At 42.1% G+C, this 20,373-nt stretch carries 22 protein-coding genes and 3 pseudogenes; 9 read left to right on the top strand and 16 right to left on the bottom strand.

What is annotated here, in order from left to right; all coding sequences use genetic code 11:
* Positions 1-14: 14 nt before the first annotated feature.
* From ACM0OZ_RS25620 to ACM0OZ_RS25595, 6 genes are all read right to left on the bottom strand, one after another.
* Entirely contained in the window at positions 15-479 is a 465-nt protein-coding gene (locus tag ACM0OZ_RS25620) for a YbhB/YbcL family Raf kinase inhibitor-like protein (protein WP_414585647.1), read from the bottom strand.
* Between the two features lie 192 nt (positions 480-671).
* The gene (locus ACM0OZ_RS25615) at positions 672-1,787 is read right to left on the bottom strand and encodes a Gfo/Idh/MocA family protein (protein WP_414585646.1); all 1,116 of its coding nucleotides are present in this window, start codon (positions 1,785-1,787) and stop codon (positions 672-674) included.
* Positions 1,788-2,423: 636 nt separating this feature from the next.
* A complete protein-coding gene (locus ACM0OZ_RS25610; protein WP_414585645.1) occupies positions 2,424-3,077 on the bottom strand; it encodes a prolyl oligopeptidase family serine peptidase in 654 nt (217 codons plus the stop codon).
* Between the two features lie 7 nt (positions 3,078-3,084).
* Entirely contained in the window at positions 3,085-3,570 is a 486-nt protein-coding gene (locus ACM0OZ_RS25605; protein WP_414585644.1) for a hypothetical protein, read from the bottom strand.
* Positions 3,571-3,970: 400 nt separating this feature from the next.
* Positions 3,971-4,303, bottom strand: a complete 333-nt coding sequence (locus tag ACM0OZ_RS25600) for a hypothetical protein (RefSeq protein ID WP_414585643.1) — start codon at positions 4,301-4,303, stop codon at positions 3,971-3,973.
* 480 nt (positions 4,304-4,783) lie between these two features.
* Entirely contained in the window at positions 4,784-4,945 is a 162-nt protein-coding gene (locus ACM0OZ_RS25595) for a hypothetical protein (RefSeq protein ID WP_414585641.1), read from the bottom strand.
* Between the two features lie 177 nt (positions 4,946-5,122).
* On the opposite strand from ACM0OZ_RS25595, the gene ACM0OZ_RS25590 reads away from it, so the two are divergent.
* Positions 5,123-5,935: an ABC transporter permease gene (locus ACM0OZ_RS25590; protein WP_414585640.1), complete on the top strand. Its 813-nt coding sequence runs from the start codon at positions 5,123-5,125 to the stop codon at positions 5,933-5,935.
* 280 nt (positions 5,936-6,215) lie between these two features.
* The gene (locus ACM0OZ_RS25585; protein ID WP_414585639.1) at positions 6,216-6,431 is read left to right on the top strand and encodes a hypothetical protein; all 216 of its coding nucleotides are present in this window, start codon (positions 6,216-6,218) and stop codon (positions 6,429-6,431) included.
* 343 nt (positions 6,432-6,774) lie between these two features.
* Here the strand turns inward: ACM0OZ_RS25585 and ACM0OZ_RS25580 are convergent, their stop codons facing one another.
* A complete protein-coding gene (locus ACM0OZ_RS25580) occupies positions 6,775-7,299 on the bottom strand; it encodes a GNAT family N-acetyltransferase (protein ID WP_414585638.1) in 525 nt (174 codons plus the stop codon).
* 454 nt (positions 7,300-7,753) lie between these two features.
* On the opposite strand from ACM0OZ_RS25580, the gene ACM0OZ_RS25575 reads away from it, so the two are divergent.
* The 4 genes and pseudogenes from ACM0OZ_RS25575 (at position 7,754) to ACM0OZ_RS25560 (ending at position 11,873) form a co-directional block, all read left to right on the top strand.
* The gene (locus tag ACM0OZ_RS25575) at positions 7,754-7,912 is read left to right on the top strand and encodes a hypothetical protein (protein WP_198940852.1); all 159 of its coding nucleotides are present in this window, start codon (positions 7,754-7,756) and stop codon (positions 7,910-7,912) included.
* Between the two features lie 234 nt (positions 7,913-8,146).
* Positions 8,147-8,595, top strand: a pseudogene (locus tag ACM0OZ_RS25570) (tellurite resistance TerB family protein).
* A gap of 363 nt (positions 8,596-8,958) precedes the next feature.
* Positions 8,959-10,314, top strand: coding sequence for a UDP-N-acetylmuramoyl-tripeptide--D-alanyl-D-alanine ligase (locus tag ACM0OZ_RS25565; protein WP_414585637.1), 1,356 nt, complete (start codon positions 8,959-8,961; stop codon positions 10,312-10,314).
* A 989-nt stretch (positions 10,315-11,303) separates the two neighbouring features.
* The gene (locus ACM0OZ_RS25560; RefSeq protein ID WP_414585636.1) at positions 11,304-11,873 is read left to right on the top strand and encodes a GNAT family N-acetyltransferase; all 570 of its coding nucleotides are present in this window, start codon (positions 11,304-11,306) and stop codon (positions 11,871-11,873) included.
* Positions 11,874-12,111: 238 nt separating this feature from the next.
* On the opposite strand, the gene ACM0OZ_RS25555 is transcribed toward ACM0OZ_RS25560, so the two are convergent.
* The 4 genes and pseudogenes from ACM0OZ_RS25555 to ACM0OZ_RS25540 form a co-directional block, all read right to left on the bottom strand.
* Positions 12,112-12,234, bottom strand: a complete 123-nt coding sequence (locus ACM0OZ_RS25555) for a hypothetical protein (RefSeq protein WP_414585635.1) — start codon at positions 12,232-12,234, stop codon at positions 12,112-12,114.
* A gap of 31 nt (positions 12,235-12,265) precedes the next feature.
* Positions 12,266-12,418 (bottom strand): annotated as a pseudogene (locus ACM0OZ_RS25550) (pyridine nucleotide-disulfide oxidoreductase); the annotation flags it as partial.
* Positions 12,419-12,460: 42 nt separating this feature from the next.
* Positions 12,461-12,895 carry a hypothetical protein gene (locus ACM0OZ_RS25545; RefSeq protein ID WP_198940851.1) on the bottom strand — a complete coding sequence of 145 codons (435 nt, stop codon included), beginning with the start codon at positions 12,893-12,895 and terminating at the stop codon, positions 12,461-12,463.
* A gap of 470 nt (positions 12,896-13,365) precedes the next feature.
* Positions 13,366-13,698 carry a hypothetical protein gene (locus ACM0OZ_RS25540; protein ID WP_414585634.1) on the bottom strand — a complete coding sequence of 111 codons (333 nt, stop codon included), beginning with the start codon at positions 13,696-13,698 and terminating at the stop codon, positions 13,366-13,368.
* Between the two features lie 349 nt (positions 13,699-14,047).
* Here ACM0OZ_RS25540 and ACM0OZ_RS25535 point away from each other — a divergent pair, with 349 nt between their 5' ends.
* A complete protein-coding gene (locus tag ACM0OZ_RS25535; RefSeq protein WP_414585633.1) occupies positions 14,048-14,989 on the top strand; it encodes a putative 2-dehydropantoate 2-reductase in 942 nt (313 codons plus the stop codon).
* Between the two features lie 43 nt (positions 14,990-15,032).
* Here ACM0OZ_RS25535 and ACM0OZ_RS25530 read toward each other — a convergent pair whose 3' ends face one another.
* Complete coding sequence (locus ACM0OZ_RS25530) at positions 15,033-15,266, bottom strand: hypothetical protein (protein WP_414585632.1); 234 nt, start codon at positions 15,264-15,266, stop codon at positions 15,033-15,035.
* A 58-nt stretch (positions 15,267-15,324) separates the two neighbouring features.
* Positions 15,325-15,576 carry a hypothetical protein gene (locus ACM0OZ_RS25525; RefSeq protein WP_414585631.1) on the bottom strand — a complete coding sequence of 84 codons (252 nt, stop codon included), beginning with the start codon at positions 15,574-15,576 and terminating at the stop codon, positions 15,325-15,327.
* A 185-nt stretch (positions 15,577-15,761) separates the two neighbouring features.
* Between ACM0OZ_RS25525 and ACM0OZ_RS25520 the strand changes: the two genes are divergently transcribed.
* Together ACM0OZ_RS25520 and ACM0OZ_RS25515 are read left to right on the top strand one after the other, a co-directional pair.
* Positions 15,762-18,059 carry a tetratricopeptide repeat protein gene (locus ACM0OZ_RS25520; protein ID WP_414585630.1) on the top strand — a complete coding sequence of 766 codons (2,298 nt, stop codon included), beginning with the start codon at positions 15,762-15,764 and terminating at the stop codon, positions 18,057-18,059.
* A 50-nt stretch (positions 18,060-18,109) separates the two neighbouring features.
* Entirely contained in the window at positions 18,110-18,652 is a 543-nt protein-coding gene (locus ACM0OZ_RS25515; RefSeq protein ID WP_414585629.1) for a Uma2 family endonuclease, read from the top strand.
* 293 nt (positions 18,653-18,945) lie between these two features.
* Here the strand turns inward: ACM0OZ_RS25515 and ACM0OZ_RS25510 are convergent, their stop codons facing one another.
* The 3 genes and pseudogenes from ACM0OZ_RS25510 to ACM0OZ_RS25500 form a co-directional block, all read right to left on the bottom strand.
* A complete protein-coding gene (locus tag ACM0OZ_RS25510; RefSeq protein WP_414585627.1) occupies positions 18,946-19,350 on the bottom strand; it encodes a hypothetical protein in 405 nt (134 codons plus the stop codon).
* A gap of 320 nt (positions 19,351-19,670) precedes the next feature.
* Positions 19,671-19,955: pseudogene (locus ACM0OZ_RS25505) on the bottom strand (FAD-binding oxidoreductase); the annotation flags it as partial.
* 80 nt (positions 19,956-20,035) lie between these two features.
* The coding region (locus ACM0OZ_RS25500; protein WP_414585626.1) for a hypothetical protein at positions 20,036-20,373 on the bottom strand (338 nt) is incomplete at its 5' end.

Genomic DNA, 20,373 nt, shown 5'->3' with positions numbered 1-20,373 from the left:
GATCGCCCCGCCAATTAACCAGTTTCTCTTGCGTAGCGTCCCATCACTTCTGCTTTATCCAGCACATGACCCTCGATCGCCTCTATCACCTGTTCTTTGCTTGCTCCTGGTGGTAAATCAAGCGGTTGGTCTAGCGCAAAGATTTTGAAAAAGTAGCGATGAGCACCGTTTTTGGGTGGACAGGGTCCGCCGAAACCTAACTCACCAAAACTGTTTTTTCCCTGTCTACCACCATTTGGAAGTGTCGGGTGGTTACTAAGTCCTTCTGGTAATTCACGGCTATCAGCAGGTAAATTGTAGACAACCCAATGGGTAAACGTTCCGTCGGGTGCATCGGGATCATCGACAATGAGGGCAAAGCTTTTTGTTCCTTGAGGAGGTGCTTCCCACAGTAGAGGAGGAGAGATATTATCACCATCGCAGGTGTATTTAAATGGGATGGTGCTACCAATAAAAAAAGCTGGGCTTCTAATGTCCATATTTTTTACCAAATTTTTCTGAAATTAGTTATGGCGGTTTTCATTTAGTTGAATACACGTCTGGGTGATTTGAATGTGGTAAAATATAAGACCGCGACAAAAAGTAAAAAGTATCAATCCTTATCAGGGATTGAAATAAGAGCGGAGCAAAAGACGCCCCACTCTTAACCGTTTCTTGGAATTTTGAATTATCTACGATTTACCTGAAGGGTCTGCTGCGTGAATTAATTCTGGCTGTTGACTCTCTGGACGTTGAATGATCTGGTCAGCCGTTGGTCTGTGCTGTCGCTTGAACTCACCGAGTTGCACGGGCTGACCTGTTTGTGCTGATTGGTTAATAGCACGAATGATGCGAATATCAGCTAACCCTTCCTCACCAGAGGGTTCCGGGTCAATACCTGTGAGCACACAGTCTGAGAAGTAGATAATTTCTGCAGCAAACTGGCTTCCAGCAGGAAAAGATTGTTCCTGCGTCTCATTGTTGATGGTAATTTGTTGCTTCAGTTCGCCCTGATAAGAGTATGCTGAATCCATCCGCAAGTCGCCTTTTGTGCCTGCAACCACCAAAGTGGAAACTGGCGCAGCGCCAAAGCTAGAAGTGAAGGTTGCCAGTCTCTCTCCAGGAAAACGCAGAATAGCGCTGGTCATTTCGTCGGCTTCGTCAAAGCGCTTCTCTGGTTTACTGGCGCTGAAGGCAACGACTTCAGTCGGTTCATCTTGAAATAGATAGCGGGTAGCATTGATGCAGTATATCCCCATATCGTAAACAGTACCGCCACCATTAGAGATTGGTTCTAACCGCACGTTCCCTTCAACAACCTTTTGAGAAAATACAGAGTTAAAGATACGCGGCTCACCAATTTTGCCTGAATTAACAATTTCTACCGCCTGCATATTTGCTTTGTCAAAGTGCAAACGGTAGGCGATCATCAGCTTGACATTGTTTTCAAGGCAAGCGCGAATCATCTGTTCGCACTCTTGTTCGGTGACTGCCATTGGCTTTTCGCAAAGCACATGAACACCTGCCTTTGCCGCCCGCACAGTATAATCGCAGTGGAGATGGTTAGGCAGCGCAATGTAAACTGCGTCTATTTCGCCACTTTTGAGGCAGTTATCATACTCTTCGTAGGCGTAAGTCTTGACTCCATACTGTTTGCCGAGTTCCTCACGCTTGATTGGATCTTCGGAAAATAAGGCAACCAGTTGCGAATTTTCCGTGTGGGCAAAAGCAGGAAGGACATCTTCTTGGGCTATCCAACCCAGTCCTATGACGGCGTAACGAATGCGCTTACTGTTTGTCACTGTCATTGGTTAACCTCCTGATAAACAATTTGTTTGCTCTAAGAGTGTAGGAGTTTGAATTTCCCTATACGATGAGTTAGATGAGGAAAATGCAGAACAAAGGCAGAAGAATAAAGAAAAAAATAAGTTTATTTTTTATTTTTATTCTGAATTCCTACTCTGTGGTATGCTTATTCTTTCTTGGTCAAAATCCTCCTAAGAGATGGTATGGAGAAAAAAAGAATTCTTTTCTTGGTAAATAAGCGCCAATAAATAAGCGCCAATGTTACGTTGGCGATATTGTGTGTTCTGCGTTCTTTTTAAAGTCCTCTCTGCCTTCAAGGCTAAAAACTTATGACTTTAGCTCCATCCTCCTAGTGACTGAGAGGTAGCAGATTTTCAAAGAAACCTTAATTCTATTTAAAATGCTGCGTTATAGCAGAAAATCACTCTCTTTTGAGAGATAATATTTACGACTTTAGATAGAAGAAAATTTTTTAAGATTTTCTAATATATAAAGTATATTACTTAACCTCATCAGATAAGTTAACACAGTTAGATAGTACTATGAGTGCAAGCTGAGCTAATATAGCTTAGTTTGCCTCAAAGTTTCATTCAAGAGATAGTTACAACACAAAAAAATCACCTAAGCGCTAAACAATATTAAGTTGTAATTGAACGTTGATGCTGCAAAAACCAGTCGTACAACATTGGATTGTTATAAGTCTGGGTCCATGAGTCGTGATCAGCTTCCGGATACACTGTAAACTTCACATTATTTGCGCCACAGTTTTTGAGTGCTTGGACCATTTTTTCAGATTCCCTTAGTGGCACAATGCGATCGCGTTTTCCATGAAATGCCCACACAGGCAGATTTTTTAAACGATAAGCTTCCTGAGGGTTCCCACCACCGCAAATGGGTGCTATTGCTGCAAACCTATCCGGCTGATCTGCTGCTAAGTGCCATGTGCCATATCCACCCATGCTTAAACCAGTTAGGTAAACCCGATCCAGTGAGACGTGGTACTGAGCAATAACGTCATCTAAAAGGGCACTCAACAGGTTCACTGACCAGCGTTCACCAGGCGGACACTGGGGAGACACAGCAATAAACGGGAAATCGGGCTGCTCCTCCACTATCCTAGCGATACCATTCCTTTTCACATCTTCTAGGTTAGAGCCTCGCTCACCAGCACCATGTAAAAACAAAATCATTGGTAAACGAAACTCTTGTGCTTCATAGCTTTTAGGCAAAAACAGCAAATAGTTATAGTTATTAGTATTCAGAATTTGCCGTTGTGGCGATGTTTGATGCATGGGCTGATTAGCGTATAGGAACAGCAATTGTGTAACTTGGTCGCTGTGAAGCTTCTCGTTGAGTTTTAACCAAGCGCAAGTCACAATCTACATATAAATGCTCTAAAGAAAAATTAGCCAAGTAGGTTTTTTCATATTTCTTTACAGTATTTCTGTCCAAATTTTCTAATTTGAGTGTCTCAGGTAAGTTTCCTTTTTGCAAGGCTGGCTTAACTTTCGTGTTGACGACATCAGTAAACCAATTCTCTGCCTCGTCAACACTTAGAGGAATTTCTCTGTTCCTAAAAGCTTGGAATATGCCAACATTTTGAATCCACCATTGATTATTACGGACTTCATATTTTTGCATCACCATAAAGTCGTAAGCAGGCAACCTTGACGAAACCTTTTTCCAGAAAGAAGATTCATGCCCTGGTGCATAACGAGCAATATTAGCATAATAACCATCGTCATGAAAAATTTGATAAGATTGCTCACGTATCCGCCCTGGCAAATTATCATGAAAAGGTATAGTAGACCAGATTGGTACCCAAACACCAAGGACAATCGGCAGTTGCTCTTCAACGATGGGAAAAGGGTTGCGTTGGCTTAACTCTTCAAAATAGGGACGCTATTCGTTTTTAGAAAAGATAACTTTAGTACTTAAAGGTTCTGTATCTCGACCTTTCACCATATTCAAAAGTTCATTTTTGATTTCTTGCGTAGTCCAAGAGTTAAAATGTTTTGTGATTATGTTTACCATAATAATTAGTTTTTAATTTATTTTTAATGACTTCATTTTTAATTAACAGTTCTTGATAAATCTGTTATGAGGCTCACTTCTGCAATAAGACAGATGAAACATCAAGAGCGAGTGAGCCTCATTTATGATGGCTAGCTGACGCCATTAGTTACTACCACCAAATCCTATTTCCATTTTCATCGACTCTTGCTTGGCGAATGACATCAGAAATTTCTTCTGCATCCTTGACATGGTGGAGTGCTTTCTTTTCACCATTCGGGTATTCCACAACAAAGTAGGTGGGTACTTTAATCCAGTCACCTGTGATATCAGGTTGGTCTACAGCAACCTGCTTAGCCTTTTCTTGAACTGTTTGGGGCTTCTGGGCAATTGCGTCTCCGGGATTCACAGTTAAGTTTCTTTCCTTAGCTGTAGGCTCTTCTTTCGCGTGCCAATCAACACTAACTGGCTGCCTAATTTGATTTTTTTCTAGTTGATTAGTCATGGTTCTATCCAAGATTTTTGCTTTGACAATTCCGGCTTTCCTGAAATTACTCTAGACAATCAAAATCTGGATTTGCTCTTTCGTCAGAAGGACTTTTGAATTCATCGATCTCTTACAAAAGTTTTGTACCTTCTGACTCGAAATCTGAAGGTATACTAGGAAAGTCAGTAGAACAAGGACTTTCTATTTGTTAGGGTGCTACTCATAGTGTTGCGTGTGTAGACGCAATTTATAAGGACTAGGTACTTTTGCCAAAAGTCTCTTCAATATTTTTTATATAAAAAGTTTTATATACAATCATAAATCTCTACATTTTTTATAATTATTTTACATAAATCTTCCTTCAGTAGGCTGAAAATACGCTTTGAGGAAGAGGTATTGATTTGACGAACTATCATTAATATAAATAGAACCAAAAAAATATTTTGAATCTGCTTAAGCAGTGTACAACACAGTCCTTTTTGTTATTAGATTGCACCGCTATGTTCCTTCAAGATTTAATGCTTTGTTTGCAGTTAACAGTTGATAACTGTAAATCCAAAAATTCTTCCGAGTGTCTCCTACATCTTCCCTGTGGTTGTCTTCATCCAGGAAAACAGCTTTGCTGTGAGAATTGTGAATATCTTGAGGCTTGTCTATCACAAAAACAAATGTTAGAGCGGAAGCAAGCCGCCCGTGTTGAAGCAGAAGCTCTCAGTAGGGTGTAGGGGGAGAGGTTATGCTCAAATGAGCAGCGCAGAAACCAGAGATAGAGGATTGACTATAAAATTAAAATGTGGTATAATAGCGCAGATAAAAAATAAGTAAAAATAACAAAACGTGAATACAAGTCCATTCCGGAAAAAACCGCGTGCCTTTACATGGCAGGCGGTTTTCTCACTACTGATATTTGTTTTCATGTATCTACCGATACTGGTTCTTGCCTTTTATAGTTTCAACTCTTCGCCCTACAGTGCAACTTGGCAAGGATTTACCCTGGAATGGTATCGTAAATTGTTCAGTGATGAGCGGATTTTATCAGCTCTACAAAATAGTTTGATAGTAGCTTTGTGTGCAGTCGGGATTTCAGCAGTGTTGGGAACTTTGATGGCGGTGGGGTTGGCACGTTATCAGTTTTTAGGTAAGAGCTTGTATCGTGGTATTTCTTACTTACCATTGATTATTCCCGATATTGCGATCGCCGTTGCTACCTTAGTTTTTCTAGCGGCGTTTGCCGTTCCCCTCAGCATCTGGACAATTGTTGCAGCTCATGTGGTGTTCTGTCTTGCCTACGTTGCTCTTGTTGTGTCTTCTCGACTCACTAACTTAGATCCCCACTTAGAAGAAGCAGCACTAGATTTAGGAGCAACACCAGTGCAAGCCTTCATCAAAGTCTTATTACCTGAGTTAATGCCTGGTATTGTCGCTGGTTGTTTGCTAGCTTTTGTCCTCAGCTTAGATGACTTTCTCATCGCCAGTTTCACTGCTGGTAGTGGTTCCAACACCCTACCAATGGAAATTTTTAGCCGCATTAGGACAGGAGTCAAACCAGATATCAATGCTCTGAGCGTTATTTTGATTTTAGTGTCTGCGATCGCTGCTCTTGTCGCTGAATTAATTCGTGCTTCAGGACAGAGAATAAATACTCATTAGTCACTAGTACTAGCCGTCACCTGTAGGGTGGGCATTATCTACCAACATTTTAGAATCTGTTCTCGAAGATAAGAAGAATGCCCACCTTACCCTGATTCATCTCTAATACCGAAGTAAATACGGTTACTCGCCAAAATTTTGTATTCTTGTTCAACATAACTAAGTGATAATTCATCCAAAAGACAGATGGAGTGATTAAGCAAAACTACATCCTGGAGAGAAGAAATTGCATTCCTACACTTCCTAGAATGATGCCAGTGTTAAATGCGGAGCTTACTTTATGACTTATCCAAAAGACCAGGAAACAGAAAACCGAGAAGCTGACGAACAAAACGCTGTTGCTTCCGGTGGCGTTCAAACCCCTGTTGATGAGGAAAAACGCCATACTGGCTCTGGTAATAACGAAACCAATGCTACGCCATCTTCAATACCAGAATCTGGTAACAGCGATCAGTTTACTGAAGGCGCTGGCAATCAGGGAACCGAAAAGCGTTAAGTTTCAATACAACTAAAACCAGTTGTCTTCCAAAAATGACAGGTGGAATGGTGTGATGCTAACCGCATCTTTTTCCACCTATTTTTTTCTTTTCACAAAGTAGCTTTTGATGCTTTATTGTGTTCAAACACTATTGAAAATCTTTTCTGTTAAGAAAAGGACAAAAGGGGCGAGCACAAGGAGCGCCAGCGGGGCGTGCTCGCCCCTTTTTTCAAATCCCATGCTCATACAGAGTTGCGTTCAATTTTTAATTTTTTATTCTCCGAAGGGGTCTACAGTTTTTTTGCATAATCTTTTATTTAAAAACATCAATAACGTATTTGTAAGAAGCTTGAAGCAAATTTTATTGTCTCAAAATTTTATACTCTAGTATATACAAAACTCTTCCACTCAAATTTGTCTTATCATACTCTCGAATAATTTGCCCACCAAGCTTTTCTGGGATTCTTCGGCTGGGGGAATTTGCTTTATCAACGTCATAGATAAGATATTCGTAATCTAAGTTCTCATCAGCCCATTTTTTCAGTGCAGTAATAGCCTCTAATCCATAGCCCTTACCTTGTGCAGATTTTTTTAGCCAAATACCAAGTTCTGGATGTTTACTGCGGAGCTCGTGAATTCCAGTACATCCCAAAAATTCTTGGGAGTCTTTTTTTAAGATAACTAGTACAAGATTATTTCCTGTTTTCATTTCGCCTAGAGAAGCGTTAATAAATTCTTCTGTTTCGGCAAGATTGTGAGGTGGGCGAGGATACATATAAGTCGTAATTTCTTTTGTGAACTCTCTAAAAATCTCTTCTTTGTATTTCTGTGATATGGGCAGCAACACAAGCCGATTTGTAAATATTTCTACTAGAGACAGTTCCATAGTCTGTAATTCTCACTCATTGTGTAACTGATACCATTTCTTTATGAAGTTGAGCTTAATTCAACTGAACTGTAGTCCCCCCGATGGCTTGCAGGGACGCTCTAAGGCGTGCGCTTTGCGCATACGGCGATAGCCGTGCGTGACCGTACCCACTGGGCCGGGGGGTAATTATTGAGCGCATTGTTACAGAGAATTGGTATGAGTTTACCAATTTCATCAATGACTCGCCCTGATTATTGAAAATTTTTTTTATTTATAATGCGATTTAGTATTTGATTTAACAAAAGCGGAGAAAATTTTATCTGAACTTCAACAAAAAAAATCTAAGTTTTGTCATGAAAGAGCTAAAGTTTTGTTAAGATGCAATTGCTGGTATTCTACAGACGGAAAACGCCAATCACGGTGTGAAGAATATAAATGAGTACTAGCACCATTGAGTTGAGTAGACAAAACAATGACCACTTACATTTTCTTTGATGACGCCCTCCGGATGCTTGTAAACGCCTTCTTGGCTTCGGTATTCCTACTGGTTGCCTTTTCTAGTTTAGGTTTGGCAGTTATCGAAAGTTTTGAAAAAGCAGGTATTGGCGTAGACGCGAAGCGCCTTCACTAAGCCAAGCGTTTGCGTAGACGCTTTATCCACAGGGGCTTTCCCTACGGTAATTCTGATCACCTCAAACCAAAAATTTACTTGTTGTCAAGAACCATCGAGTCCAAGTGTTCGCTTGCCAAAAATCTTGGGAACACTGAAGCGTAAAAGTCTCACAGCGTTGCACAATGACCTGAAATTGACCTAGGCACCAGTGCGTGTACCGCTACACAGAGGCAAGCGAAGGAGTCAACTACGATGAGTTTATTCGACAAGATGTTGGGTGCACAAAGCCAAGTCGAAGAAGCACTCAATAAGCGCAGAAGCTATTGCTGCAATGACTTTAACTGCAACAACCTCAGACGGAAATCTTTCTGTAAAAGCAGGCGCGTGGTATTTTCTCCGTGCTGTCTCGTATGAAGCTTTTCAGAAGCTATTCCAATGATGAGATGAACAGGATGTTTGACAAACTCTTGGGCAGTTTGAGGCGGTATGCTATAAATGGTTTGTCTCATTCAGCAAAAGAATCCTCACCCTACGACTTGGAGGAAGCAGCTTTTGCGGTAGCCACAGACCTGGTTTTAGCCAATGGTCTTTTGACTCAACAGGAGTAAGATTTTTTAAACGATTTGTATCAACTTTCGGGAATTTCTGCTGCCATTACCACACAAATTGTGCAAGCGATGTGGATCAAAAATCGGGGATAGCGCTTGCCAATTATCAAAAGCCCTTCGTATCAAAATGAGGTGTGGGATGTAGGGTGTACGGAAATTCTATATTGGATCTGGGGTAGCGGTCATTTTGCAATCAGCGGCTATCTTGACAATCAAAGGAAAGCAGGGGCGGTCAAAAAATCCTCCTCTGCTTCGTTCTTATGAGAAAATTTTATAAATTTTGAGGCTGTTTTTATTCTGATTTGACAAGTATATCTGAGTATAGTAGATTCATTAACTTTATATTCTCACCAAAAAAAATATAAAATTTAAGGAATTTTGTCCTTGTCGCACTTGCAGACGAGGTGTCTCCTTGAATCTAAGCAACAAATTTTGGAATCCAAAAACCCTAGTGTTATGCCTTGTTCTGCCACTCTAAGCCAATTGGTTGAAGTTCTATCTGCAACAGCAGCAAACTTATCTGAAGCTGATGAAGCACATTTGATCTGCGGTATACAGACAGATTCCCGTATCCTCAAGCCTGGTGAAGTGTTTGTGGCTTTACGCGGTGAAAAGTTTGATGGACATAATTTTGTCCCAATGGCGATAGAAAAAGGTGCAATGGCGGCGATCGCTGATTTTGAATACGGCAATTCTGAATTTCCTGTGTTGCAGGTAAAAGACACGCTAGAGGCATATCAAAAAATTGGCAGGTGGTGGCGTGATCAGTTTTCTATTCCAGTGATTGGAGTCACGGGTTCTGTAGGCAAAACCACAACTAAGGAACTGATTGCGGCTGTGTTGGCGACACAGGGACGAGTCCTCAAGACTTATGCAAATTACAATAACGAAATTGGAGTGCCGAAAACTCTCCTAGAACTTACAGCAGAACATGATTTCGCTGTCATTGAAATGGCGATGCGGGGAAAGGGACAAATTGCTGAACTCACGCAAATAGCCCGTCCAACGATTGGTGTGATTACCAACGTGGGGACGGCGCATATTGAGTTACTTGGTTCAGAAGAAGCTATTGCCTCCGCAAAATGCGAGTTATTGGCTCAAATGCCTGCTGATAGTGTAGCTATTCTTAATCATGACAACCCCTTGTTAATTGAAACGGCGGCGAAAGTCTGGCAAGGGAAAGTTTTGACGTTTGGTTTATCTGGCGGCGATATCCAAGGAAAGTTGATTGATAGCGAGACGTTGGAAGTGGCAGGAATGCAATTGCCTTTACCCTTGAGTGGACGACACAATGCAACTAACTATTTGGCAGCTTTAGCAGTGGCGCAAGTGTTGGGCATTGATTGGTCATGCCTGAAATCGGGTGTGATGGTGGATATGCCAAAAGGGCGATCGCAGCGTTTTACTTTACCTAATGATGTGGTAATCTTAGATGAAACTTATAATGCTGCACCAGAAGCAATGCAAGCAGCCTTACACTTGTTGGCAGATACGCCAGGAAAACGACGCATTGCGGTGTTGGGTGCGATGAAGGAATTGGGAGAGCGATCGCACTTTTTGCATCAGCAAGTTGGGGAAACAGTGCGAAGATTGAATTTGGATGCTTTGTTGGTTTTGGCGGATGGCGAAGATGCCAAAGCTATAGCCAAAAGTGCTGAAGGTATACCATCTGAGTGCTTTGCAACTCATGCAGACTTAGTTGCCTGTTTAAAAACTTTTGTGCAAGAGGGTGATAGGATTCTTTTCAAGGCAGCGCATTCAGTGGCACTAGATAAAGTAGTGAATCAGTTCCGTACGGAGTTTGTCAACTAAGTACCCCACCCCTCAGGGAGTACCAAAAAATAAATTATCCATTCTGTAGGGTGGGTTAGGCGCACGACACTTGAGGTTTTACATTCAGGACTTGCATTGCGCCGTAACCCACCAATGTTTGGCTCACTACAAATTGGAGATTTTTTTAATTGGAAGTCCCTTACCCCAAGACGTGCAAGCGCAGAGGGGGTTTGGCGAGTGACATCCTCCTACACTCCGCTATCGGGTGAGTGTAGGCTTCCCAACCTCGCGATTGAGATTTCCTGGTTGTTTCCACCTCTAGGGTGTTTCACCACTTACCTAGAGCAGCCTCATGACTTACTCCCCGGCAGATCGATTGCCCAGGCGGTTTCCGTTCCGCACAGCCCGTGCGTACTGACTACCAATCGATTGATACGAATTGGAGTACACCTATGTACTGTGAAGTTTTTACCCAACTACAGAATTGGGCACATCTCACCCAAAGTTTTTAGCTGGAACCCCCTAACTTAAATTGTCTAGGTTCAGACCAGTTTATGCCGTTTGCGCTGTTCACCACGTTGCGGGAGACGTGTTCGTTTGAGTCAAGGCAACCGTTGGTTAGACGGTTTATTAATTTTATCATTTCTGTTAGGAATAGCAGCAAACGTCGCCAACACAGAAAGTTAATTTTAGGGATATTGAATCCCATAAAATTAACCTGGGGGAGTCCATGTATCCCACGCCTCCCTTACGGGTAGGGCCTAAGTCTTATAGCTCCCCCAAGCCCCCTCAAAAGATAAATTGCACATGATATCAATATACCCACATCTTGCACCAGCTGCTTTATTGCAATTTTTGTAGTAAGGTGGGCACTGCCTAACTTTCCTCAAACCCTTATTTTTACGTTGTGAACAGTGCCCACCCTACAGTTATTGAGAATGGTGCAAGATTTCAGTATAGTTATGAGTTATAAGTTATAAGCTATGTGTTGTATTCCTAACTCATAACTTTTAACTCTTAATTTTGTAATGAGCATCAACCTACAGCTAGAAACGCAACGTCTTATTCTCAGGGATTTTACAAAATCAGATTGGCAAGGAGTGCATAGCTACGCCTCTGATCCAGAAGTGGTTCGCTATTTGCCTTTTGGTCCTAATAGCGAAGAAGATACCAAGATTTTTTTGCAAAGAGAGATTAAAATACAACGGCAACAACCCCGTCAGCATTTTGCTCTAGCACTGACTTTAAAAGATGATAAACAGTTAATTGGTGCTTGTCGTATTAGCGTGACAAATCCAGACAAGCAAGAAGGTTCGATTGGATACTGTTTAGCTAAGGAATTTTGGGGGCAAGGATACGCAACGGAAGCTGTAGGGAAGCTCTTACATTTTGGTTTTCAGCAACTTAATTTACATCGGATTTTTGCAACGTGTGACCCGAAAAATGTTCTCTCAATGCGAGTTTTGGTAAAAAGTGGGATGCGTCAGGAGGGGTATTTGCAAGAGTATGAATGGGTTAAGGGTGAGTGGCGAGATTCAGTGCTGTATGCCATGCTTGAGCGTGAATGGATACAGATGCAGATTCGTAATGTTGAGTAAAGCTGTTATCTGAATTTATCGAACCGCCCTACGCCGAAGGCGCATGCCCAAAGGGCTTTAGACGCCAAGAACGCCAAGGAAGAATATAGGGTGCGTTAACGCAGTAATGCACCGTATCTGAATTTATCGCGCAAAGACGCAAAGGCGCAAAGTTTTTCTTAGCGTCTTGGCACGCCAGTCGTCTCAACGGGACGGACAGTTTCTCCCGGAGGGAAACCCTCCTCAGAACTCTTCAAAGTTAACAAAAGCTTCTAAAGCTGGTGTCTACTCTTTGCGTCACTTCTCCCCGTTCTACCCGCAATAAGTTTTCCCTGGCGTTGGCGATGGTGACATAAGAATCAGGACTCTTGTTGCTCACCAAAATTAGTATTGCTCTTCGCTACATATAAACATTAGATCCACGCCGTTTCCTCTAGATATCTATGAACAAATGTCACAGCCATAGCACCTTCACCAACGGCTGAAGCAACTCGCTTTACGGAGCCATGCCTAACGTCGCCAGCAGCGAAGGAACCTGGAACACTTGTTTCGAGAAAGATGGGATCTAGGTAGCTGTCGCCAGCTTCCCCACAGCGGGTGCGTTTGGATCAGACCTGAACGTCGGGCGCAAGGAGCTGCAACACCTGCGCGTGTGTCATCACAACGTCAGGGTCGCGCTGGAGGGCATCATAGTACTGTTTTTCAAAGCCAGCGCCCGACTCGGACGGGTTGAGCAATGCGCGTGCTCGTTCTATGAGACTACTAGCATCGTTTGCCGTCATCGGATCGTCCGCGTCTAGTAGCTCGTCAATTTGGACCACGAGTTCGGAGACAGGGTGAAGCCAGGCAAACCACTCGTGTTGGATGACGAGTTGTAGAAGTTCTCCGCTCGAAGTGACTCGCCCGTGGAACCGCTCATAAGAGATGCGCTCGGAGTCCACCAGCGCCTTATGGAGACGGAGAAGCCCGTGGCGCAAGTCGTTCAGGTGCGCTCGTGTGAGATCCTCAGACGAGCTGGTGGGGAATATGGACTGATCTGTCATGGTAGTAAGCACCTTCAAAGTGTTTATTCGGCTTTCAAGTAGAGCTATTGCTGTAAAAAGCACTTTGTGCTAACTCTCAGGCGAAAGTTCGGTAGTTTGTCACGAGTCGGTTTAATACAGATTAATCTACGTCATGGCGCGATAAGCCGGGTACAGCTTGCGGCAGAGCCGCTCGCTAAGCTCAAAACTCTTATTCAGCCATGAACTTACGACAACTTTATTATTTAATGGAACTCGACAACTAATTTAGAAAGATCAGAAAGAATGGAGAGAATAATGCTTTCAGCCTCTGTCACGGCAACTTTATCCTTTAAAAAACGGCAAACAATTCCTTTAAGTCACAACTCTTGAGTTAAATCACCAAGGCGTTCGTGACTTTTGCGCTGGTTGGTAGAATGGTTTCTGGTTTGCCTGGTACCATAATCTATGACTCCACAAGCGCTCAATAAATTCTTGTGCTATGTTTCAGCCTATCCATTACTATGCTGAGGGGTTTGAGCGTAGCGTCTTTGAAACAGAACTGCCCCTACATTTGCCAGCAAACAGGTGAGTGCTAGCCACAGCAAGATATAGGTAGGAGCCATCACTACGCCAGCCAAAAACCAAGTATAGACGTGCAATATCATTATGAACGCAAATATGCTACCTATTGCGGATGCTTGCCATACATAATGTGACGGGCGACGGAGTGCGGCAAAAGTCATAGCCAAGATTGTGGCAAGCAAGTTGGCTGGCACTAGAAATGCACAAATACTTACACAGTTGGCGCGGGAGAACTCAGCTAAGCTGTTAAGGTCAAGCATCAATTCTTGGGGATAATGTCAACATTTTGTACAACCTTTAACATATTTCTAAAATAGTGAAACATACCTTAGTGTATACATTTAATATAATAACGACTAAATTAACATAAGTTTAGATAAGTAAAGTATTTTTATCGTTATTAGCAGAGTCAGTGCGGCTAAACCCAGAAAGGATAAGCTTTTCTGAGAAATAGTCATTAAATATTTTAATTTGAATCTTACTTGCAAAAGTTTAAAAAAATGTAAAGTTAAAAATTAAAATAACTCTATCAATAATGTGAATAAAAATCTTATCAGCTTCAATGTAGGATCATCACAGAAAATATAATAGATATAATAGATTTCCTTCATGTCCCTTCGCACATACGCCATCTTAGGAACAGGTGCATTAGGCGGGTTTTACGGTGCTAGACTGCAAAAGGCTGGGTTAAACGTCCACTTTTTGCTACGTAGCGACTACGAACACGTCAGCAAACACGGTTTAGTTGTTGAGTCTGTTGACGGCGACTTCACCTTAAGGCAAGTCAATGCCTACTGCGATGTAGAAAAGATGCCTCGATGTGATGTCGTAGTCGTTGCGCTGAAGACAACGCAAAACCATGTGCTGCCAAAGTTGTTACCCCCTATTGTTAAGGATGATGGGGTAGTACTGGTGTTGCAGAATGGACTGGGAGTGGAGGCGGAAGTCGCCCAAATTGTCGGTAATGATAAGGTTATTGGTGGGTTGTGCTTTCTGTGTTCAAATAAAGTAGGATCAGGACATATCTGCCACTTGGACTATGGACAAATTACCCTAGGCGAATATGCAGCTGACTATTATGCAGCTGGTATCACAGAACGGATGCGGCAAATTGGCGAGGATTTTGAAAGTGCTGGTATCCTGATTGAATTAACTGAAGACTTGCTGCTGGGGCGTTGGAAAAAATTGGTATGGAACATTCCATATAATGGGCTTTCTGTCATTCTCAACGCTACAACGGCGGAATTAATGGCAAATGTTCACACCTGCAAGTTAGTGGAACAGCTGATGTATGAAGTGCTGACAGGGGCGAAGAATTCAGGGCGCATTATCCCTGATAGCTTCATTCAAACAATGCTCGATTACACCGTGAAGATGAAGCCCTACCGTACTAGCATGAAAATTGACTATGACGAACGCCGCCCTTTAGAGGTAGAAGCGATTTTCGGCAACCCGTTACGAATGGCACAAGCTGTAGGTGTCGATTTACCGCAAATTTCTTGTTTATATCGGCAACTCAGGTTTTTGGATGACAAGCAAAAAGGGGGATGAGGGAGATGAGCTGAATTATCCTCACTTCCCTCATCCTCACTCTTTAACGTACTGACTCTGAAATGACAGCTACTGCTAGCAAACACAATAGAAGAATTCCCACTCGCAAAAACCAACTTCCTACTAAAGGTAGTAGCATGGCGGCGATGTGCAAGATACCAAAACTCATTGACATTACGTAGGCGATCGCAAAGGCGAATATGACAATTAAGAAATATTTGAGGCACTTGGAAGCCAACTTGAGAAGGCGACTATGATCATCGGTGGTGGTTTTCATGGTTCTGAGAATAGCTAGATATGTGCTGTTAACGTTTGAGACAGGTAAAACGCACTTGTTATTTCCAACTTTGGACATCAGCTTGAGTCTCAGGTTGAGAGTCGATGGTTTGACGGTGATTGCTCACGACTTTGATCGCTAGCAGTAAGCAGACAACCAGGGCTGCTATTACAAAGAAATTGCTAAAACCATTCCGGCGAAAAAAGTAGTCTTGTCCGCATTTGACGCACACCTGTCTGTTGGGATTGTAGGGATCGCTCCTGAACGGACAATGATCATGCTCGCACTCATTATTGCAAATAGGGGTCATGTTACAAGGCTCCTAAATGGGAAGTAAAAACGTCCACATTTTCAGAATGACTGAAGCAATTAGCCTTGAAAGCTCACTATACGGCTCAATTTTTTGGCTCAGTTGGCTCGGTTATCACGTTAGTTGCTCTCGTGTTCGATAGCAAATGTAACATAAGAAGAAATATGATGCGAAATTTTTGAAAAATGGCGGATTCTGTTAGGGCATCTACACCAGGGCTAGAAATCGTCGAGCAAGCCAGACTGAGAAGGGGCTGGAATAAATACGCTGATATTTGGTGCCAAGCTGCACACACTTCTAAAGCTACTTTGAAGCGGTTTTGGAGAAGGGAGCCAATTCATAAAGAGACTTTTATCAAGATTTGTGAAGCTGTAGGGCTGACAAACTGGAAAGATATTGTTGATCGCTACGTTAAGAGCACTGAGCTAGATCCTGATTTTGTTGGACGTTCCGAAGCGATCGCCCAACTTCACAATATGGTTAACCAAGCTGCAAAGATTATTGTCATCCAAGGTGAAGGCGGCGTTGGCAAAACAAGGCTAGCTCGCAAATATTTTGAAACTCAGGGTTTCAAATTTTTAGAACTGTCGATGGCAACGGAACCCCAGAACATCATTTCTGTAGAGAGCGTAGTTGAGGAATGGTTATGGCGAGACTTTGATGAACAACCAGGACGCACTCTGGGGATCAATTTGCAGAGACTGAAACGGAAGCTTCGAGATGAAATGAGAAGAACCCGTATATTAATCGACAACCTCGAAACTGCTTTAGATATAAACGGAACATTCATCCACCCTCATCGCCATTATGTAGAATTATTGAGAGTCTTGGCAGATCCAGCAATCAATTCAGTGACACTCATTACCAGCCGCGAACGCCTATGTGAAGTGAGTGTTGATGTGAACTTTTATATGCTCAAGGGCTTGGAGCAGTCGGCATGGAGACAGTTTTTTGCCAGTCGCAACATTAATCCTAATCCTGATTCTACAGCGCTACGTGAAATATGCAGAGCCTATGGGGGCAATGCCAAAGCAATGCGAATCATCAGCGGTGTCATTTGCGCAGATTTTGAATGTGATATAGATGCTTATTGGAATGTCACTCACGATGATTTGTTGATTGAACAAGAGTTAGAAAATTTAGTTGTCAGTCAGTTTAACCGTCTGCAAGAAATTGATCCTGAAGCATATCGGCTCCTCTGTCGTTTGGGATGCTACCGCTATCAAGATGTGCCTCGTGTACCTATTGACGGGCTTGTTTGTTTGCTGTGGGATGTGCCAGAGTCGCAACGGCGGCGGGTGGTTAATAGCCTGCGCGCTCGGTCTTTAGTAGAATGCCGTCAAGGAGAATACTGGCTGCATCCAGTCATTTTGACGGAGGCGATCGCCCGGTTGCGACTGAGTGGAGAATGGGAAACAGCGAACCGCAAAGCTGCTGATTTTTGGACAAATAGTGTAAATACAGTTCAAGGCACAAAAGATGCATTGACAGCCTTGGAAGCTTACTATCACTATGTAGTCATTGAAGACTTTGAACAAGCAGCAGATGTCATCATCAGACAGAGAAATAATAAATGGGGAACTCATGAATCTCTGGGGCGATCGTTTTATAAACGAGGTTTATTAAAACCAATGACTGCTGCAATAACTGAGATATTAAACAAAGTTAATCCAGGGTATCGCCTTGCCAAACTTTATCATACATTAGGTGCTATATGCTGGCTAAAAGGTGATATTCACCAAGCTGTTGATTATTGTAAGCAATCAAGAGAAATAGCGCTCACTTGCTTGCAATCAATCGGACAAGAAGATGATAATGAGACTGTTAAAAAACTTCAATTAATAGTCATAAATTCGTTTTTAACTATAGGTATTTGTCAAATTGGTTGTTGGGAACTCGAAGAAGCAGTAAATACTCTCACGCAAGTTGTTGAGCTTTGTGAGAAACTCGACTATGAGAAATATGCTCCATCTGCTTTGTTTTACCTAGCATTTTTAAATTCCTGTTTGGGACGAAAGGAAGAAGCAAGTGAGATTGCTAATTACCTCTACAATAGACTACCGGAAGAAGGGCTACCTTCATGGGTGACAGAGTATAGATTATTTTACTTATCCCTAACGTTTAAGAATTTAGGAGAAATAGAAAAATCATTTAAAATATACCAAAAAGATATTTTTTATGCTGAAAAAAGTCCTTATACTCAAGCTAAAACTAAAGCTTTAATTGGTTTAGCACAGTTGTATCGAGAACAGGAAAATTTTGAAGAAGCAGTGGCTTGTCATGAAAAAGCAATCAAAGTTTTAGGTGAAATAGGCGCTAAATGGGATTTAGCCGAAGCTTACTTTCAACTGGCATTAACTTATCAACGAATGAGGGAAGTTGTCAAAAGTAGGGAAAATTTTGAGAAGGCGATCGCCCTCTTCAACGAAATGCAAGCACCCAAACAAGTTGAGAAAGTACAAAAAGCAATGGAGTCTCTATAGAAATAATCAGTAATAATGTTAGTAAATGCTGTTAAGGAGAATAGATAATAATGGTATCTACAGTTATTTCAAATGTATCAAAATTTTCCTTAGAAGACTGGATGCAGAACCCCCCTGAACCTACAGAATGGGTGGATGGGGAATTATTGGAGAAAAACGGAGTGACACTCAAGCATGGTAGGATTCAAGCAAATGTAGGCTATTACTGGAGAAATTACAAAGACTCCAGCGGACACAAAGGACAAGTTTATACAGAAGTACCTTGTCGTACCAATAAGCAGGGACGTGTTCCTGATGTTGCTTATCTCACACCAGAACTTATCAATCAGTTTGGCGAACCTGCTGTGTTACCCCAAAGTTTTCCACTCATTGCTGAGATTGTTTCCCCAACAGATTTGGCTCAAGAGGTTATTGCGAAATCTCAAGAATATTTGCAGTTTGGAGGCGAGGAAGTTTGGCTGGTGTTTCCTGAAAATCGTTGGATTATTGTGATAACACCAAATCAGCGACTTGTGTTTATTTCTGGAGAGGTTGTCAACACTCAAACTGTGCTTAAAGGTTTTAGTGTAGCAGTTGATGAATTGTTGGCTTGATTAAATTTTTTGCATTAATTATCATCGTTTTATAAGTTCGTAGTAAGGACTTTAGTCCTAGACTCATAAACAGCGCTTAAGCGCTCACTATGAACTTATAGTGGTTTGCAACCCTTCTAAGGTACACCAAAGAAATAATCAACCACAGATGGACACAGATGGACACAGATAAATAATTACTTCAATTTCCAAAAGTCCCAAAATATATATTTGTAAACTACGACAGTAACCGCATTGGTCGCTAGCTTGAACACGAATTTTTTCTCTTAGTGTTTCTGATATCCAGCCTGAACTCATGCATCTAAAGGTTCCCGCAAGCCTCGTTGAACTGCTTCACGTAATGCTTGAGCTTTAAGTAATAGCTTTTCTTGATAGACTTGCATTAGAGCCAAGAGTTCAGAATGCTCAGTATTGGCAAGTGTTCCAGCTTGTTGATTGTATAGCAATTCGCTTAACCTTTGGTCTTGTTCTGGTTGCATCTGTAATTCCGTGAGGGCGATAACTTCTTCATCAGGTAAAGAAGAGAAAGAGAGAGTTTCTTTGCTGTCAATTGGTGTAGACTGGGGACTGACGGGAGACAGGGAAAGTGCTATTGCTTGTGTCAAAATATCAACTACAGCGCGGTTAGTGAGTTGGGCAAAATGTTCGGCTTTTTTGTAGACTTCATCTGGTAAGTTCAAGATAATTTGAGTAGTCATAGGATTTCAGGCTCTTCTGCTATGCTAGTGGTACTTTCTTCCACATTATCTTCCACATTACTAGTTCTCTGCCGCTTGGAAAATCTCTTGTGCATCTGTCTCCCTCAATACTAATCCCCACAAGGTAGCGCAGTTTCCACAAAACGCCGGACATAACCGGGTTGCAAGCGACGCAATTCTTCGTGCTAACGTTGAATGTTAAGTTGGGGAAGTTGCGATCACGCCCCGGCGGGCACTCCGTGCCATCGCACGTCTCCACCTTGACCAAAAAAACTTTCCTCTTGCTGTTGCAGTACTTCTACTTTGGTTCTAAATATCATTAGAAAAGTTCCTAAACCGACTTGTCCAATCACTTTGGCAACTAATCCTGGATGTGTTAAGCCAGTTTTTATCAAAGTTTGCGTCAGTGCGGGAAACTGCACCACATCTTGCAAAAATGGTTTGAGTACAGGTTCACCGAGTTGTTGCATTTGTTGAAACACCGCAGACAACAGTTGGTTAATTTGATTTGGATCAATTTCTTGATTTAGATCAACACTCATTGCTTTTTGGAATAGCCAAGTCACAGCTAAACTCGGTTGATATGGTTGCAGTAGTGCTAGAGACCAGAACCGTTATCAAAACCACAATGTAGAGACGCGCCATCCCTTGGTTCTACAGAGAACGCGAATCCCACCAAAAATCCTTAACAGCAACCGTATTGACCTATACCCAATTCTCCAAAATGTGCAGGAGAGCGCCCAAAGTTGAGTTTAACTAAAAACTTGTCATAGCGACATGGGTGCAATACCCCAATACGTTTGGTGATAAAAAATTTGCTCTTGAAGGCAAGCAGGGGGCACAAAAAGAGAGGGGCGTAAGGTGCAGGGGCGAAAGCGATGGCTGGGCATTTTATTACTTGTAAGTACCTCACCCTCTTTTTTTTGGCAAAGTTTTTGTTAAAAAACAATTTTTTATCTTTGATTTTATTAACTGTCTTAACTGTCTTAACTGTCTTAACTGTCTTAACTGTCTTAACTGTCT

The sequence above is a fragment of the Scytonema sp. PCC 10023 genome, assembly GCF_963920835.1.
GTDB lineage: Bacteria > Cyanobacteriota > Cyanobacteriia > Cyanobacteriales > Nostocaceae > Kalymmatonema.
This window is presented reverse-complemented; position numbering and strand designations above follow the sequence as displayed.